12 protein-coding genes and 2 pseudogenes are annotated in these 18,032 nt (G+C 58.0%); 5 read left to right on the top strand and 9 right to left on the bottom strand.

Annotated features, from left to right (window positions below; genetic code table 11):
- Nucleotides 1-11: 11 nt before the first annotated feature.
- The 7 genes and pseudogenes from KGA89_RS30750 to KGA89_RS08605 form a co-directional block, all read right to left on the bottom strand.
- Nucleotides 12-1,016 (bottom strand): annotated as a pseudogene (locus KGA89_RS30750) (methyl-accepting chemotaxis protein); the annotation flags it as partial.
- Nucleotides 1,017-1,040: 24 nt separating this feature from the next.
- Complete coding sequence (locus KGA89_RS08580; RefSeq protein ID WP_223471278.1) at nt 1,041-3,167, bottom strand: chemotaxis protein CheA; 2,127 nt, start codon at nt 3,165-3,167, stop codon at nt 1,041-1,043.
- A 16-nt stretch (nt 3,168-3,183) separates the two neighbouring features.
- Nucleotides 3,184-3,501 carry a lipid asymmetry maintenance protein MlaB gene (locus tag KGA89_RS08585; protein ID WP_013692987.1) on the bottom strand — a complete coding sequence of 106 codons (318 nt, stop codon included), beginning with the start codon at nt 3,499-3,501 and terminating at the stop codon, nt 3,184-3,186.
- A gap of 32 nt (nt 3,502-3,533) precedes the next feature.
- Entirely contained in the window at nt 3,534-3,902 is a 369-nt protein-coding gene (locus KGA89_RS08590; protein WP_013692986.1) for a response regulator, read from the bottom strand.
- 11 nt (nt 3,903-3,913) lie between these two features.
- Nucleotides 3,914-4,516 (bottom strand): annotated as a pseudogene (locus tag KGA89_RS30755) (methyl-accepting chemotaxis protein); the annotation flags it as partial.
- Between the two features lie 830 nt (nt 4,517-5,346).
- Nucleotides 5,347-6,588 carry an HD-GYP domain-containing protein gene (locus KGA89_RS08600; RefSeq protein ID WP_223471279.1) on the bottom strand — a complete coding sequence of 414 codons (1,242 nt, stop codon included), beginning with the start codon at nt 6,586-6,588 and terminating at the stop codon, nt 5,347-5,349.
- A gap of 354 nt (nt 6,589-6,942) precedes the next feature.
- Nucleotides 6,943-8,055: a GNAT family N-acetyltransferase/peptidase C39 family protein gene (locus tag KGA89_RS08605; RefSeq protein WP_027912390.1), complete on the bottom strand. Its 1,113-nt coding sequence runs from the start codon at nt 8,053-8,055 to the stop codon at nt 6,943-6,945.
- A gap of 92 nt (nt 8,056-8,147) precedes the next feature.
- Between KGA89_RS08605 and KGA89_RS08610 the strand changes: the two genes are divergently transcribed.
- Both KGA89_RS08610 and KGA89_RS08615 read left to right on the top strand, forming a co-directional pair.
- Nucleotides 8,148-9,734 (top strand): RimK family protein, encoded by a 1,587-nt coding sequence (locus tag KGA89_RS08610; protein WP_223471280.1) that lies wholly within the window; start codon nt 8,148-8,150, stop codon nt 9,732-9,734.
- 66 nt (nt 9,735-9,800) lie between these two features.
- Complete coding sequence (locus KGA89_RS08615; protein WP_013692972.1) at nt 9,801-10,751, top strand: magnesium transporter CorA family protein; 951 nt, start codon at nt 9,801-9,803, stop codon at nt 10,749-10,751.
- Nucleotides 10,752-10,781: 30 nt separating this feature from the next.
- Here the strand turns inward: KGA89_RS08615 and KGA89_RS08620 are convergent, their stop codons facing one another.
- Nucleotides 10,782-12,683 carry a potassium transporter Kup gene (locus KGA89_RS08620; protein WP_223471281.1) on the bottom strand — a complete coding sequence of 634 codons (1,902 nt, stop codon included), beginning with the start codon at nt 12,681-12,683 and terminating at the stop codon, nt 10,782-10,784.
- A 304-nt stretch (nt 12,684-12,987) separates the two neighbouring features.
- Nucleotides 12,988-14,979, bottom strand: a complete 1,992-nt coding sequence (locus KGA89_RS08625) for a sigma-54-dependent Fis family transcriptional regulator (RefSeq protein ID WP_003200609.1) — start codon at nt 14,977-14,979, stop codon at nt 12,988-12,990.
- A 194-nt stretch (nt 14,980-15,173) separates the two neighbouring features.
- Between KGA89_RS08625 and KGA89_RS08630 the strand changes: the two genes are divergently transcribed.
- The 3 genes from KGA89_RS08630 (at nt 15,174) to KGA89_RS08640 (ending at nt 17,992) form a co-directional block, all read left to right on the top strand.
- Entirely contained in the window at nt 15,174-16,196 is a 1,023-nt protein-coding gene (locus tag KGA89_RS08630; RefSeq protein ID WP_039011571.1) for a Gfo/Idh/MocA family oxidoreductase, read from the top strand.
- Entirely contained in the window at nt 16,193-16,984 is a 792-nt protein-coding gene (locus tag KGA89_RS08635; RefSeq protein ID WP_223471283.1) for a TIM barrel protein, read from the top strand. Before KGA89_RS08630 ends, KGA89_RS08635 begins: the two co-directional genes overlap by 4 nt.
- 81 nt (nt 16,985-17,065) lie before the next feature.
- Nucleotides 17,066-17,992, top strand: coding sequence for a sugar ABC transporter substrate-binding protein (locus KGA89_RS08640; protein WP_223471285.1), 927 nt, complete (start codon nt 17,066-17,068; stop codon nt 17,990-17,992).
- Nucleotides 17,993-18,032 lie beyond the last annotated feature (40 nt).

The following is an 18,032-nucleotide window of genomic DNA, read 5'->3' on the forward strand; positions in this document are numbered from 1 at the left end:
ATGGTGCTGCGAAGATGCTCGATGGTGACGTTAATAAAGGCTTTCTTGCCGGGGAACGCTTGCAGGGACGCCTGCAGATCGCCCTCACTGATCGACTTGATGCAGGCCATGGCTTGCTTCTTGACGCTGATATGCCCACTGACCATATCGTTGATGCCTTGGGCCATCAGCCCATAGCTGCCAGCAAAACGTGCCGCATCGATCTGCACGTCGATGTCGCCTTTGTCATGCTCTGCGGACATGTGATTCATTTCGCCGATCAGTTGATTCAAGGTCCCGCCCAGCCGGTCCATGGAGCCCATCAGCCCGGTACGTTCAGGGCCATTGTTGCTGCCCTGCACATCCAGTTGCCCGGCCACCAACCGCTCGGCCAGCAGCCGAAGATCATCGGGCTCGCCACCCAATGCGTGGAGCAGCCGGCGTACCAGGAAGAAGCCGATCAAGCAGATGACCAGCAAGGTGGCGCCGCCAACCAAGGCGATGCTGTAGATCGCCGTCTGTTCGGTCGATGCCGCGATCACCGCATTTTTACGCCCCAGGTCCAGGTTGTACTGACGGATATCGCTCAAGGCGGAAGTGACCTTTTCGCGCGTCACCTCCAGGTCGAGCAATAAACTACGGGCTTCAGGGGCGGCATTCTTGAAGGCGTTATCGAAACGTTCCATGCCCCGGTTGTATTCATTGACCGTGCTGCGCAAGGCGCTGAGCAGCGTCGCATCGTGATCGTCGGAGACGAACTCCTTCTGGTAGCGATCCAGCGCCTGGATCACCGTTTCCTTGTCGCTTTGCAGGGGACTACCGGCCGGTCCGGACAGACTCTGCCATTGCCGGCTGTGGCTATCCGCCAGGGCCAGGGCCACTTGATCCAGCAACTGCAGGCTGGGCACTGTATTGACTTGTGCATAGCTGGCAGTGGTCCTGACCCCACCCATCAGATAAAGACTGAGACTGACCAGGATCAGGATGCCCAACACAGCTGAGGCGACCAGCAGCGAGATATTTTTTTTGACGGTCATGATGCTGTACTCCAGGGAGAACGATTAAGTCAATTCAGGGCTGAGGGTCGCACCGTGCTTCTGTCGGCTAGGGACCTGCCCGAGTAGTTTTGGAATATCCAGGATCAACGCTACTGCTCCGTTCCCCAGGATGGTGAAGCCGCCCAGTCCATGAGCTGTACCGAAAATCTTGCCCAACGGCTTGATCACTGTCTGGAACTCACCGAGCAATTGATCGACGACCAGGCCCACCCGCATCCCTGCGTAATGCACGACCACGATGTTTTCACGGCCATGGTTAGGCTCATCGATGGCGAACATCTCGCGCAGGCGCAGGACTGGGAGTACCGAGCCCCGCAGGTCCAGGAAGTCCTGATCGCTGCAGTCGTCGGTCGATAGCTCGATGCACTCCTCAACCACGTCCAGAGGCAAGACATAAGAGGCATTGCCCACCCCGATCAGAAAGCCATCGATGATGGCCAGGGTCAGCGGCAGGCGGATACGCACCGTGGTGCCCACCCCTTCCTCGCTTTCCAGGTTGACCGAGCCTCGCAGGGCGACGATGTTTCGTTTGACGACGTCCATTCCCACGCCGCGCCCGGACAGGTTGCTGACCTGATCGGCAGTGGAGAAGCCTGGCTCGAAAATCAGATTGAGAATGTCGCCGTCGGCCAGCTGTTGCCCTTCGGCAACCAGGCCGCGTTCAATCGCCTTGGCAAGGATGCGTTGCTTGTTCAGGCCACCCCCGTCGTCACTGACTTCAATGACGATGCTGTTGGCCTCGTGATAGGCATTGAGGCGAACGGTGCCCTGTTCAGGCTTGCCGCGCTCGCGGCGCAGTTGGGAGGGTTCGATGCCGTGGTCCATGGCGTTGCGCACCAGGTGGGTCAGGGGATCGCCGATGCGTTCGACCACGGTCTTGTCCAGCTCGGTCTCGGCGCCGAGCACCTGCAAGGCGATGTCCTTGCCCAGTTCCTTGGAGACATCGCGCACCACCCGCTGGAAGCGGTTGAATGTGCCGCCGATCTGCACCATTCGCAGGGTCAGGGCGCAGTCGCGCACCTCCTCTACAAGACGCGAGAGCGAGCTTGTCGCTTCAATCAGCTCGCTGATGCCGCTTTGGATCGCCCCCAGATTGGCACCAGCACCGGCGATGATCAGTTCGCCCACCAGGTTGATCAATTGATCCAGTTTTCCGGCGTCGACACGAATCAGATTACCTTCGGCCGGACGGGCCTCTTTTGCTCCCCGGTTCTTGGTGACATCATCGCGAGCCGCCTGGTCTGGTACCACGGCGGACACCGCGACAGTCGTCGATTCATCTGAAGACGGGCTCGCCTGCCAACCGTCACGTGGCACGGAACCACAGGCGATAAAGGCTTCGACCATGGCATCGGGCTCCGCATCGAGACGGCCGATCAACGCCCGGAAGCCTGCCAGGTCGCCGTTGCACGGCAACACGCAGATCTGGCTGCCCTCACGAACGAAGTCGAACGCACCTTCAATGGTGGCCTGCTCGGCATCACTGACAAACCCCAGCTCAAACCCCAGGTAACAGGTTTCCGGATCCATCGTCGAAATATCCGGCATGCCATCGGTGATGCACACGACCGTGCTGATCTGGCCGAAACTGTTGAGGTAACGCAGCAACGACAGCGGGTCCATACCGTTGCGCAGGACGTCGGGACACAGGCGCAGGGACAAGTGCCAGCGGGCGGCACAAGTCGATTGCAGCGGCTCGCTCATTGCCAGGGACGGCGCCGATTCGTGACGGTGCTCAAGGTAGCCGTTAAGACGCTCGACCAACGCCGCGCCCTGCCGCTCATGCTCTGCGGTCATGCCTTGCAGGTCACCGTGGCTGGCAAGCAATTCAATCAGCGTGCACAAGTGGTCCCGCACTTCCAGGAACAGGGCACTCAGCGATTCGTCGACCCGCAGTTCATGTCCACGGACCCGATCCAGCACGCTTTCTGCCACATGGGTAAAGGCAACGATCGGCGTGAAGCCAAACAGGCCGGCAGAACCTTTGATGGTATGGGCGACGCGAAACAAGGCGTTGATTGTGTCGACATCATCCGGCGCCTGTTCGATCTGCAGCAACGCCTCTTCCATCAGGAGCAGAAGCTCCTGGCTTTCGGCGATGAACGTTCGTAGCACGTCGTCCAGATTCATGGGCGAACTCATGGCTTCAACCTCTCTGCTGAAGGGACGGAGCCGACTGGTCGAAAAAGCTGTGCAACCCACTCATGTCCAGTGCATCAAGCACCGCCGTACTGGGGTTGCTCAGCAGCAGGTTGGAGCCATGGCGCAGCGACTCCTGTTTGATCAGCACCAACAGCTGGAGCCCGGCGGTATCCATTTCGTCCACGCCGCCCAGATCCATTTCGACTTCCTGAGCCAACGGAAACAGCTCCAGCAACAGGTCTTTGCGTTCAGCGGCGGTGTAAATGGTCAGTGGCCCTTCGAGAACCAGAATCCGACGCAGACAAGCCGTGGTATTTGTCATGACAACCTCCTTTCCAGGGACTCTGGGCGGCGCTACGGCATGATCAGTTTGGAGACGGCACCCAGCATCTGGGCCGGCTGGAAGGGCTTGACCATCCAGGCCTTGGCACCGACGGCCTGGCCCTGTTGCTTCATGGCCTCTCCGGTTTCGGTGGTCAGCATGATCACGGGCGTGAACTTGTAGGCCGGCAGTTGTTTAGCGGCCTTGATGAAGCTGAGGCCGTCCATGTTCGGCATGTTCACGTCACTTACAATCAAGTGGATCTTGCGTCCGTCGAGCTTGGTCAGGGCGTCACGACCGTCAACACCTTCGATGACCTCGTATCCGGCGCCCTTCAAGGTGATGCTCACCACTTGGCGAATGGAGGCAGAGTCATCGACAATCAGGATGGTTTTGCTCATGGGGAAACTCCCTAGAAAAAAGTGATCTCGGATGAAGTGCTGCTCACCACAGGCTTACCGTGATGGATCGCATGCTGTTCAGGCATGGTGTAGGTGCTCGCCAATTGCTCAAGCCAGGCATCCGCGATGATTGGGGCCGGTGTGCCGCCGGCGAGCGCGAATTGCTGGCGTTCGACGATATGCCCATGCAGCTTGCCAAGGTCGTTGTTGACCAGGGAAAGCATCTGGCCGACTCGATCCTGGAACTGCAGGGCGACCAGTACCCCCGATATCTCGGTGGCAACGTTTTCGCTCTGCTGCTGAAGACTGCTGCTGGTATCGACAATGGCCTGGGCGTTGTGCCGGAAGTGCTCGATCACCTGGAACACCAGTTGCTCCGAATGAGCCAGGGTTTGCGAATCCTGCTGCGCCTGGTGCTGAGACAGCTCGACGGTGCGAGAGATGGCAGCGTTGACGGCATTGACCGTTTCGCTGATTTTCTGCCCCGTCTCCCCGGATAGACTGGACAGCTTGCGCACTTCATCCGCCACTACCGCGAAGCCGCGTCCGGCATCCCCTGCCCGCGCCGCTTCAATCGCGGCGTTGAGTGCCAACAGATTGGTCTGCTGGGCAATATCACCGACGAACTTGGCCATCTCCTGCAATTGAGAGGTGAAGTCGGAAAGAAGCAATACCTCCTTGAGTTGCGACTCCTTGCGCAACAGCGCATCGCGAAGGGCAACCATGATCGAGTCCAGGTCCCGCTGGCCGACCTCAAGAATTTCCAGCAACCGTGTACCCGAGCTCTGGCTCGCCCCTTGGGAAGCAGAAGCACTGATGTCTCCCGACAGCGTCGCGAAGCGGTTACTCAGCTTGAGGATCGACTCCTCGCTGAGGATGCGCGCTGCATCGATCTGCTGGCTCCAGATCGGCAGTACCTGTGCGCATACCTCGCCCAATCCTTCATCCGGCGAAGCGGTCAGCGGAAGGTGAAGTGGCTGATCATCGCCTTGCTGTGCGTGCTGCCGACTGCTCAATAAACGCCGGCTCCACACACCCATCAGCAACGCGCCAAGCAAGACCAGCGCGCAACTGGCTGCACTGCGCAGACTGAAGTCCGTGCTGACCAGAATCGCGACACAACCGAAAACTCCCGTCAGTCCCGCGGGCAGCATCAAGATCAGGGGGGAGGAAATTACCTGTCCTTTCACCTTCATCTCTCCAGTTCAGTGCGGATCCGACGGGACCCCGCGCAAGACATCCACGATTGGGATGCCCGGTTTTTGTTGGCCTGGAGAAATAATGGCCAAGTGATGGCCGTGAAACTATCGGAGCATCCTGATTTACACCTAAGGATTGCGGTTGGTGCGGTAGGAGAATTCCTACCCGACAGTGACAGGCCCCCAAAACGACAGCAAAAAAAACCAGCGACAGGCGCTGGTAAAAAAACTCGAACTCGCAGGCGTCATCCGAATCGCGACTCGCTGCCCTGCCCCGTGCCCACCCAGAGCGCTTCAAGGCTCTTGAAGCCCCAGGTCCTCTCCGACTCAATGCTGACGATGCTGTCCTGCCCACAGGCCAGATCAATAGATTCGGGAGGCAGCGGCGTACGACTCGCCGCCGAGTAGAAAACCTTCACCCTGGGCGTGAGCAAATAATCGGCGTGTTGCTCCATTACCACCGCCAACCTGCCACTTTGAAGGCGTACCAAAGCACCAACCGGATAGATACCAATGCATTTGACGAAGGCGTGAAACACTTTCTGATCGAAATGCCCGTTCCATCCCGCCATTTTTCGAATCGATTCGGCGGGGCCCCAGCGATCCCGATAAGGACGGTCAGACGTCACGGCGTCATACACATCACAGACAGCGGCCATGCGCGCGAATAGACTGATCTGGGTGCCACATAACTTATGGGGATAGCCACTACCGTCCACCTTCTCATGGTGATGCAGGCAAACGTCCTGCACCCGGGAAGTGAAATGCCTGCTGTCCGCCAGCAGCCTGGCACCCGCCTCGGGATGTGTGCGCATCGTCATGTGTTCGGTGTCATTCAAGGGCAATGGTTTCGCCAGGATGGCGGTGGGTATCACCATCTTGCCCACGTCATGCAGCAAGCCCGCCAGCCCGGCTTCTTGTACCAGTTGCGGCGGTAAATCCAGCTGACGTGCCAAACCAATCATCAACCCACAGACCGCTACGGAATGCATGTAGGTATATTCATCGGCAGTCTTGAGACGCACCAGGCTGAGCAGTGCATCAGGATGACGTAACAGCGAGTCGGAGATTTCACCAACCATGTCCGTGACTTGATTCAGTTGAACGATCCGTCCCATGCGCAAGTCGCCGAACATCTCCATGACCGCCGCCTTGGAACTGGAGCAAAGGTTGACCGCCCTCAACAACTCTTCGCTCATTGCCACCCTCGGACGCGGCCTGGGTACTTCGGTGCATGATCGGGTCGACAAGCGTGGGGGCTGCTGAGCCTGCACAGTGTTTTCATCAGGCGCAGAGGCTTGCACGTCCGCCCCCTTGGACAGGTCGATCCACGCACCAACAATGTCCGAGGCAAGGACTTTCTCCAGCACCTCCTCATTCTGAATCAGGAAGCTTTTGTTCCAGAATGGACGCTCTACACAGGAACCGGAGAGTTCCTGGACATACATTCCTACGCAAAGATCGGTTACACCGATATGCCTCAACACGACACAGATCCTCCTCTGTCCGCAACCGCTTCCTGAATTGCCCGAAGCGCGATTGTCTTGGATACGCACCAGGATGCCACCCTAGCGCTTGAATAATAGCCAGGTGCCATCAACTATATAATCGGAGCAATCTTATTTAGGGCTAGGAAATACAGAGGGTCGTGTAGGGATTTTCCTACGCCGCGTCACCCACTAAGAACGGAACGCATCAACCTTGAGTCCAAACCGGCTCATTTTTTTGTACAACCCGTACCACCTGCTGGTTCATCTTTGCTGGGAGCCTGCGTAAAAAAGTCGAAGCCGCCCCTTCCCAACCGCAACACTTCATTACCGAAACGGGGGTTGGGTATCGCTTCATACCTTGGGCATAGATTGACGAGGGTAAATCGTCACGGAGGCGCGTAGCTTATTGCCGCCGAAAACACACATTCTGTCGAACGCCTTGTGGCTGACGGGAAGATGCTGGCAGTCAAGTGCCTGACGGTGCTGACTATGATCAATGTCTGGATCATGCAGGTAGACGAAGTCCTCATCGTAATCAGTGACAATGACCCAGTGTGGGGCTTTTGAGCGCGTCAGTCGGTAGCTGCTGATCAACACCAGGGGTTGACCGCCCTCCTTCAGTGCGAGGGCCAGGTCCAGTTGGTTGCTGCTCACCTGCTCCACATCACTCTGCGCGAGTTCGCTGCAGAACGCTTCGTGTACCAGGCGCATTACTTCTTTTTTATGTTCGTCGCGCACGCCGTCGAGAAATAGCGGACCTGCGATACTCACCTGCAAGCGTACTCGAAACCCCCGGCGCCAGGCCGCGAGTGCCAACCCTTGGGGACTGCAACCGCCGTGCCCTGAAGTCATGAACACGGTGGTGGCTTCACGCCAGATCTGCAGTTCGTCCCGACGCCCGATTAAACGATCGGGTTGCAATGCCTTCATGGCCATCAAGAGGCAAGCCGGGCCGCAGGTAAACTCAGTGGTCTGTTGGTAATAAGGTACCTGGAGCTCACGGTTTTCCCGAGGCTGCACAACACGTTTTTCCAAGCGCAGCGCATGCAAATGGTCTTCGTAGTAGTCATTTACCACGGCGAAGCGCCGGTACCCATTGCGCTCATAAAGACTGATGGCAACCGGATTATCCGGTCGGACTTCCAGTCGCAGGTAGGCGCAGTCGTTCGCGCGTGCGCACTCTTCCGCCTGATCCAGTAGCTGTTTCCCCAAGCCCAGGCCACGACTATGGGTGGCGATGGCGATGGAGTACAGACGCGCCAGCGAGGTGCCGCGGTGGAACAAGACCAGGCAGTAGCCCATCAATTGGCTCTCGGCCTGCGCGACGATCAGGCTGGCATGGGCTCGGCCGATCATCCACTGGAAACTGCGCGGCGTGAGCCGGTCATGAGTAAAGCACTGGTTTTCCAATTCCAGCAGAGACTTCAGGTCATCGTGTGTCGCCTTGCGAAATACCAGATTCATATAGCCGCCGTAAAAGTTGCGTAACGAAACGAGACTTTTAAAAAGTATCGTGCTTAATAGATAAGGACTTGTTCTCCAACGGACCTTCTCATATGTCAGCGGCACAGGGTGATTGGCGTGAAGTATCAGAGCAAAATCGGCTAGCGGCAATATCAAACCTTACTTATTTATCGAGCGCGCCCAGGCGGCAAAGCCAAGTCGTTATTATTGTTGAGCGAAAAGAAGACTGGGCGTCTTATTTCCCATCAGACGATGTGATGAGTGCCCAGGAATATCTCGAGCAACCCCTTGAAAGCGAGGCTGGCAAGCGTGTTCAGGTTATTAATCTGTGTCGGAGCTACAAGTACCTGGGACACGGGTATTATTGTTCATTGCTGGCAGAAGCACGCGGCCATAAAGTTATTCCGTCTGTGCGAACCATCAGCGAGCTGACCCGAAAGTCACTGTACAGCCTAGCGCTGGATGACTTGGACAAGGCGCTGGACAAAGCACTGAACAACCACCTTTATAGTAATACCGAAGGATTCACGCTCACTCTTTACTTTGGCAAAACCAACCTTGAGCCTTTGCAGGAACTGGCCCGGCAAATTTTCGAAATATTCCCGTGTCCGATCCTCTTGGTGGAGTTCCGTAAAAGCAATAGTTGGCACATCGAGGGGATAAAGCCTGGCGTCTTGCAAAAGCTACGCGAAGACCAGGAGGATCAATTTGCCAACTCGCTGGACAGTTTCAGCCGCAAGATCTGGCGAGTACCGCGGTCACCCCGCGTGGCCCGTTACGACCTGGCCATATTGCATGACCCACAAGAATCGCTGCCGCCTTCCAATGCCAAGGCACTGGAAAATTTTATCAGGGTGGGCAAAGGTCTGGGCATTGATGTCGATCTGATCGAAAAGAAAGACTACTCACGGATAGCCGAGTATGACGCCCTGCTGATTCGCGAAACCACCAGCGTGGATAACCACACCTATCGCTTCGCCAAGAAGGCGGAAAGCGAAGGCCTGGTGGTGATGGACGATCCCACTTCAATCCTGCGCTGTACCAACAAGGTGTACCTGACTGATCTGCTCAAAAGCCATCAATTGGGTATGCCGGCAACCGAGATTCTCTACAAGGAGCGACCGGAAGACTTCGAGCGAGTCGGTGAACGCCTGGGCTTTCCATTAGTGCTGAAGATTCCCGATGGTTGTTTTTCCCGTGGCGTAATCAAGGTCGAAAGCCAGCAGGCGCTGCTGGATGCCACCGCTGAGCTCTTCGAGCACTCGGTATTGCTACTGGCTCAGGAGTTCTTCTACACCGAGTACGACTGGCGCATCGGTGTGCTCAACCGAAAACCGATTTTCGCCTGCCAGTACTTCATGTCCAAAGGTCACTGGCAAATCTACAACCACAAGGCCAAGGGCCAGGACATTAATGGGGAATGCCGCACCTTGGCGGTTCACGAAGCACCGCGGGCGGTGGTGGATCTGGCGGTGAAAACCGCGAATCTCATTGGCGATGGTTTGTACGGGGTCGACCTGAAACAGTCGGGGGATAAGGTGGTGGTCATCGAGGTTAACGACAACCCGAACATGGACGCGGGCATCGAAGACGCATACTTGCAAGACGACCTGTATTCCTTGGTTCTGGAAGAGTTCATTCGCCGCCTTGAGCTGAAACGTCGCGGTCAGGCCTGGTGAATACTTGATCCGCTACACGACCTGCAAGACACTGACTTCCTCCGTCAACAACGCGATAGGTCAGACGTGATCAAGAGTTTCCTACTCGCCAATGGGGCGCTGGTACCGGTTGAACAGCTCAATGCTGATGTGATGTTGTTCAGTAATCCCGATGCGGCAGAACGAGATCTGTTGCGCAGCGAGTTCAAACTGGACGATCACGCGCTGGCTTCGGCACTGGATCCGGACGAAGTCTCACGCATCGAATTCCATCCGGATAACCTGTTCTTGATCTGGAAGCGTCCGGAAAGTTACTCGGGCGGAGATAGCCTGGCCTTTGAGGTCTCATCGTTCGGCTTGCTCTTCTCTAAAACACGCTTGCTGATAATCGCGACTGACGACTCCCAGTTGAGTGGATTGGGGCAGCGGCACCCCTTGCACACAACGCAAGATGTGCTGCTGGACATACTGTTCAACAACCTCCACCACTACCTGGGTCACCTCAAGGTGATCAAGATGGTGGCTCGCGAGCTGCAGCAGAAATTCAACGCCTCGATGGAGAATCGACATCTGGTCCAGATGTTTAACCTCAGCGAAAGCCTGATCTACTACATCAATGCGATTCACAGCAATGGCGCTGTCCTGACTCGGCTGCGCAACCATGCGGAAAAAGAGCACTTCAGCGTCGAGGCGATTGCGCTTATCGACGATTTGATCATCGAAAACACCCAGTGCAACAAACAGGCGGAAATCTACTCCAGGGTGTTTGCCGGCTTGATCGACGCACGCGGCAATTTGATGAACAACACCATGAACAACCTGTTACGCAAACTGACGCTGATCAATGTGGTATTCCTCCCTCTCAACCTGATCGCCAGCATTGGTGGCATGTCCGAGTTCAGCATGATGACCTCAGCCGTTCCCTGGTGGGTTGCCTATCCGCTTTTTCTCACGGGAATGGTAGTAGCCGGGGGCCTGATGGTTATCGCGCTCAAGCGTCTGACGCGTGGTTCATCCAGCATGAATGGCCCGCATTGAACGAGCCCCTCTGGATACTCGATGACTCTTTTACATCTCGACCTGTGTGCCCAGCTCTATCACCCGGTTCAACGGCAACTTGAAGTACTTCAGGTTGCTATTGGCGTTCTTCAGCAAAAATGCAAACAGGGTTTCTCGCCAACGGGCCATTCCGATACGCTTGGTCGGGATCACCGTCTCCCGGCTGAGGAAATAGGTGGTGCGCATCGGACTGAAGTCCAGTTCAGCCAAGTGACAGAGACTCAAGGCCAAGGGGACATCGGGCTCCTCGATAAAGCCAAAGTGCAGACTGACCCGGAAGAACCCTTCTCCATAGGCTTCAATCTCAAACCGTCGGTCAGCACTCACACGAGGGCTGTCTTCAGACACCACTGTGAGCAATACCACTTGCTCATGCAAAACCTGGTTATGCAGCAGGTTGTGCAGCAGTGCATGAGGAACAGCATCTGTCCTGGCCGTAAGAAACACTGCCGTACCTTGCACCCGATGGGGAGGCTGCGTACGGATGCTGCCGATGAATAGCGGTAGAGGAAGTGCGGTTTCATCCAGCCGCTCCACAATAATCTTTCTGCCCCGCTTCCAGGTCGTCATCAAAATGAACAGGCTGATGCCGGCAATCACCGGGAACGCCCCACCCTGAAAAATCTTGGGTGCATTGGCCGCGAAATACAGACCGTCTACCAGCAGGAATCCGAGCAGCATTGGGATGGCCAGCCAGCGCGGCGTTTTCCACAGGAGCAGGACGACTGCCGAGGACAAGACTGTCGTGATCAACATGGTCCCCGTCACAGCGACGCCATAAGCTGCGGCCAGAGCACTGGACGACTCGAAACCAATCACCAACAGCACGACACCCACCATCAACGCCCAGTTAACCGTACCGATATAGATCTGTCCCTGTTCCTGGCTGGAGGTATGTTGGATAAACATGCGAGGGACGTAACCCAACTGGATGGCCTGGCGAGTCAGGGAAAAAGCACCGGAGATCACGGCTTGAGAGGCGATGATGGTGGCGAGTGTGGAGAGCGCGACCATCGGTAACAGTGCCCATTCAGGCGCCAGTAAATAGAACGGGTTGCGCACGGTCTCCGGGTTCCCCAGGATCAGGGCGCCTTGGCCAAAGTAATTGAGCACCAAGCCGGGCAACACGAGAATGAACCAGGCGCGAGCAATGGGCTTGCGGCCAAAGTGGCCCATGTCGGCATACAGTGCTTCAGCACCGGTCAATGCCAACACCACGGCACCCAGAATGGCCACGCCAATCCCCGGATGCACCACAAAAAATTGCACTGCCCACGCAGGATTGAGCGCCTGCAGAACTTCCGGTCGTTGCAGGATGCCGTAAATGCCGAGCGCACCCAGCACCATGAACCACAGCACCATGACCGGGCCGAACAGGATGCCGATACGCGCCGTGCCATGTTTTTGGATCAGGAACAGCGCTACCAGGATGACCACGGACAGCGGAACGACCCACTGCTCGATTCCATCGAACGCAAGCTGCAGCCCTTCGACCGCCGAGAGCACCGAGATGGCTGGGGTGATCATGCTGTCCCCGTAAAACAGTGCAGCGCCGAACAGCCCGAGCAATACCAGGACCCTGCTCATTTTGGGAAACGGCGCCGCAGCCCGACGTGCCAATGCGGTCAAGGCCATGATGCCCCCCTCGCCCTGGTTGTTGGCGCGAAGGATAAACAGCACGTACTTGATCGAGACGACCCAGATCAGTGACCAGAAGATCAACGACAGAATACCCAGTACACCGTCCTGGTTGGCCTGGACGCCGTAGTGACCGGCGAACACTTCTTTGAGTGTGTAAAGCGGGCTGGTGCCAATGTCCCCATAAACCACGCCCACCGCGGCGACGAGCAAGCCCACTCCTGATGTTTTGGTAGGGGAGTCTTCGTGGGCGGGAATCGCTGCTTCGCTCAAGGGTTGCGTCTCTCAAATTACGGGGGTGGAAGTGTATGCCATCCTTGAGCAATACGATTTGCCAGGGCCATTGGAAATGCAAGGCGCTTGGACGATCGGAAAATCGCGGCCAGTATCGTTGTGGGCCAAAACACCTACCGTAAAGAAACCGTAAAAAATTTACATTCCCCGTTGGCCTGTCATCGTCAGGACTGCGCGTTAACGCTTCCCCATCACGGGCAGCTACGCGCTGTCGCGCATGCTCTATATCAGCAGCCCAGCGAGGGATCGTGGCAATTTTCAGAGCATTTACGACAGCATCCCGCTAAGAACGAAACGCATCAACCTTGAGCCCAAACCGGCTCATTTTGTTGTACAACCCACCCCGCGACACATTCAGCCGCTGAGCAGCCAGGCGGATATTTCCGCGCGTATCCTTGAGGGCGGCGATGATGGCATTCATCTCATGGGTGCCAAGGTCCGGCGCCATCCGCGGCTCAGGGACACTTCCCCATGTCGATGGGCGCCCTCGCTGCCTGATTTCCAAGGCAAGATCGCTCGGCTCGATCAGTTCGGTCATCGCCAGGTTGGTGGCCCGCTCAATGACGTTTTCCAGCTCACGGACATTGCCTGGCCAGTGATAGGCGCCGAGCATGTCCAGCGCCGCGGGCGAAAGGTCCTGCATCGACTTGCGTAGCGACCGGGCACAACGCGCAAGAAAATGCCGCGCCAGCAACGGCACATCTTCGCGGCGCATCCGCAGTGGCGGCACCGTCAGGTTCAGCACGTTGAGCCGGTAGTAAAGATCCTCACGAAAGGCGCCTTCGGCCACTGCCTGGCTCAGGTTGCGGTGGGTGGCGGCGATGATGCGCACGTTGACCCGCAGCGATTTTTTCGCCCCCACCCGTGTCACCTCGCCTTCCTGCAGGACACGCAGCAGGCTGACCTGCGCATCAAAGGACATGTCACCGATTTCATCGAGGAAGATCGTCCCGCCATCGGCCAATTCGAACTTGCCTGCCGACCCACCGCGCGCCGCTCCGGTGAAGGCGCCTTCGACATGACCAAACAGTTCGCTCTGCACCAGGTCACGGGGAATGGCGCCGCAATTGACCGCCACGAAAGGCCCGCCACATCGGTCGCTGCCATTATGGATAGCCTGGGCGAACAGCTCCTTGCCAGTGCCGCTCTCACCGAGGATCAGCGTGGTCGAATCACTGCGACTGGCAATCCGCGCCAGGTGCAGTGCATCCTCAATCGCCTGTGAGCGGCCGAGGATGGTTTCGAAGGTGTAGCTGGCCTGGGTGCCAATGATCCGCCGGGTGATTTCCCGGATGCGTCGGTTCTCGCGCAACGACACAATCCGCCCGCCTTGCTCCAGCGGGCAGACCGACACCAGGCAGGCCAGATGGCTGCGGTCGTGCAGTTCAAAGGTGCAATCCAGGTCCCGCACCCCTTCCCCGCCCCCCAGCAGGACGGCATCGGTCAATTCGCTCTGGCCCAGGCTCTTGAACGGGCTGCCGAGCAGGTCACGGCCGACGCGGAACAACTGTCGGGCGTAATGGTTGAGCGCCTTGATGCGGCCCTGCTCATCCAAAACCACCAAGCCCTCGTTGAGCACCTCAAGGACTGTCTGTTGTTCTTCCAGCAAGGCTTGCAGCGCCATCTGCCTCGAGACCGCCTCGGCCGCGGCCTGGACCGTGCCCAGCGTATGGAAATGAAACCAGCCGGGTTCCGCCGTCAAGGTCAACATACCCAGCGTCCGGCCTTGGGGATCGCGAATTGGCGCGGCGGCGCAATGCATGCGGCGCTGGCGCAGGCCAAGCCCGAAGTTCTCCTCGGCCAACACATACACCAAACGGTCTTCGACGATCGCCAGCCCGGTGCAATTGGTGCCCTGTACCGACTCCAGCAGTCGACTGCCAATGGGTGTGAGGTCCAGGCCACAGAAATACAAAGTCGTGCCTTCGGCATCGGTCAGGTTGATATGGCCCCTTGGGTTATAGGCGAGCAAACCGCGCATGACTTGCGCCGCAGCGGCGATCAGCACCCGGTTGGCTGCCAGGGTCGCGGTCAGGTCGGCAGGCGCGACAAAACGGTACTCGCCGTCTTCCGGATCGAGGCCGGCAGCGACGCTGCGCAACCAGGACTCCCAAATCACCCGGCGGATCCCGGCAGGCCGTTCGATAGCTCCCTGCAAGCACGCGCGCCAAGCCTCATCCAGCGCAGTGCCTGGCCCTTCGTTCAACGACGCGGGGCCCAGCGTGGTGAGGTAGTCACGGTCTTCGGCGCTCAATGCTGCAGGTTGCTGGTTCATTATCCGGCCAACTGTTCATATTTTCGACATGTCAGTATAGACATGTCATTTAGATGAACATGAATTTCAATAAAAACAAATAAATTCCCTTTAGTATCAATTAGTTAATTATTGGCACAGCACTTGCTCCCTGCCTGGACAGACGAGGACATTCTTACCGCCGAGTCGTAAAAACAATAAAGGGAGTCATGTTCATGAGCACATCCAAGACCATTCGCCTTGGCCTCATCGGCGCCGGCCGCATGGGCAGTTTTCACGGCCTGACCGCCGCCCGGCACATCCCCGGCGCCTGCCTCGCCGCCATCGCCGACCCTACCCCCGGCCAAGCCGCACGCTTGGCGGCAGAACTGGACGTGCAGAAGGTCTATACCGACCCACAGCAATTACTCGGTGACCCGGACATCGACGCCGTGCTGATTGCCGCCCCGGCACGCAGCCATGCCGAATTGGTGATCAGTGCGGCCCGGGCCGGCAAAGGGGTGTTCTGTGAAAAACCGATGGCCATCACCCTGGACGAAGCTGACCGCGCCATCGCCGCCGCTGCTGACGCGCGGGTGACGCTACAAGTTGGCTTCAACCGTCGCTTTGCCAGAAGTTTTCGCACTGCTCACCTGGACGTGGTCGGCGGCCGCATCGGTACGCCACAACTGCTGCGCTCGCTGACCCGCGACCCAGCGCTGAACAACCCGGCCGCGTCGCCGCAATGGGTAATCTTCCTCGAAACCCTGATCCATGACTTCGATACCCTGCGCTACCTGAATCCGGGCGCCGAAGCGGTTGAGGTTTTTGTGATGGCCGATGCCCTGATCGCACCGGACTACAAGGACAAAGGATTTCTCGACACCGCGGTGGTCACGATCCGTTTCGATAACGGCGCCATCGCCACGGCCGAGGCCAATTTCCAGGCCGTGTATGGCTACGATGTCCGCGGCGAAGTGTTCGGCAGCGCTGGCATGCTGACCATGGGCAACGTCAACGACTCTGACTTGCTGCGGTACCTGGCCAATGGGGTCCAGGCCGACACCCAGCGCATGGACACCGACCTGCTGCGTGATGCCTATGTGGCCGAGCTCAACCACTTCGTCAGTTGCGTGCGCAGCGGTGAAAAACCTCTGGCCAGCGGTGAAGACGCGCGGGCAGCACTGGCGATTGCCCGTGCCTGTATCGAGTCCTTCCAGCAGGGCAAAGCGGTGCGTGTGCAAGGAGCTCTGTCATGAGTTTCACACCGTTCAAACTGGCGATCAGCGCCGAGATGGTCTTCCTCGACCTGCCCTTTACCGAGCGGGTCAAACGTATCCACGCACTAGGCTTCAGCGTCGAGATATGGAACTGGACGAGCAAAGACATCCGGGCCCTCTCGGCGACCGGCGCGGATTTCACCTCCATGACCGGCTACATCTGCGGCAACCTGACCGATCCCGAGGACATCCAACACCTGCTCGACAGCGCCCGGGAATCCTTGGCCGTCGCCGCTCAATTGGGTTGCCCTAGCCTGAACCTGCATGGCACCGGCCTGGGTGACCAGGGGTTGCCGGTCAAACCTGTTGCCCAAACCACTGGCCGCATGTGGTTGAACGCCTGCAAGACGCTGGAAAAAATCGCCCGCCTGGGCGAGGACGCGGGTCGGGTTTTCCTGCTGGAAAACCTCAACACCGAAGTCGACCACCCGGGCACACCGTTCGCCCGCGCTGACGAAACCCTGGCGCTGATCGAGGCCGTGGGCAGCCCGCACCTGAAGATGAACCTGGACCTCTATCACGCACAGATCGGCGAAGGAAACCTGATCGAACTGATCCAGCGCGCCGGCAGCTCCATCGGCGAAATCCAGGTTGCCGACGTCCCGGGGCGCATGGAGCCCGGTACCGGTGAAATCCATTATCCCGCCATTGCCAGGGCCTTGTTCGGCATGGGATACAGCGGTGTCGTCGGCCTCGAAGGCTGGGCCAGCGGTGACAGCGAGGTTGCGCTTGAGCGTTTCAGGCAGGCCTTCACGCTTGATGGATAAAGCGTTTGTCGAACTCAAAACGTGCGGCAGATTTTCATCTTTTGGTGACGTACAACTCATAACAACAAAAGGAAAACCATCATGCGTCGTTGCACACTGCTTTTCACCACCCTGCTATTGCTCTTCAGCCAATGGGCCGCCGCCGACTATCGCATCGGCGTCAGCATCGCCAGGGTCGACGACAACTTCATGACCTACGTGCGTAATGGCCTGGACGAGGCCGCGAAAAAGGAAAACGTGCAGATTCAGTTCGAGGACGCCCAAGGCGATGTGGTGCGCCAACTCAACCAGGTCCAGGGCTTTATCAACCAGCAAGTGGATGCGGTCATTGTCCTGCCGGTGGACACCTCCGCCACGGCCAATATCACCCGCGCCGCAGTCGAAGCGAAAACGCCGCTGGTCTACGTCAACCGTCACCCGGACGAGCGCACCTTGCCCAAAGGCGTCGTCACCGTCGCGTCCAATGACATCGAGGCCGGACAGCTGCAAATGCGCTACCTGGCCGAAAAGCTCGGCGGCAAGGGCAACCTCGCGATCATCATGGGCGACCTGGCGCAAAACGCGACCCACGACCGCACCGAAGGCGTCAAGCAGGTGCTCAAGGATTATCCCGGGATCAAGATTGTCGAGCAGCAAAGCGCCGAGTGGCAGCGCAACAAAGGGATGGACCTGACCAGTAACTGGCTATTGGCGGGCAGCCGTTTCGATGCCATCGTTGCCAACAACGACGAAATGGCCATCGGTGCGGCCATGGCCTTGCAACAGGCCGGCAAAGCCAAGGGCGAGATCGCGATTGTCGGCATCGACGGTTTGCCTGACGGTCTGGCGGCGATCAAGCGTGGGATGCTGGTCGCCTCGGTGTTCCAGGACCCCAAGGCCCAGGCGGCCAGCGCGGTACAGGCAGCACTCAAGATGATCAAGGGAGAGCCGGTGGAAACGGACGTCTGGGTGCCCTTTCAGTTGATCAAGCCTGAGCAGTTGGCGGTGTTTGAACAACATTACAAGTAGCGACACGCTCGACACTTCGCCGCGATCCCGGCCAGGGATC

Origin of the sequence: Pseudomonas sp. A-RE-22 (assembly GCF_019956035.1) — a bacterium.
GTDB classification, from domain to species: domain Bacteria; phylum Pseudomonadota; class Gammaproteobacteria; order Pseudomonadales; family Pseudomonadaceae; genus Aquipseudomonas; species Aquipseudomonas brassicacearum.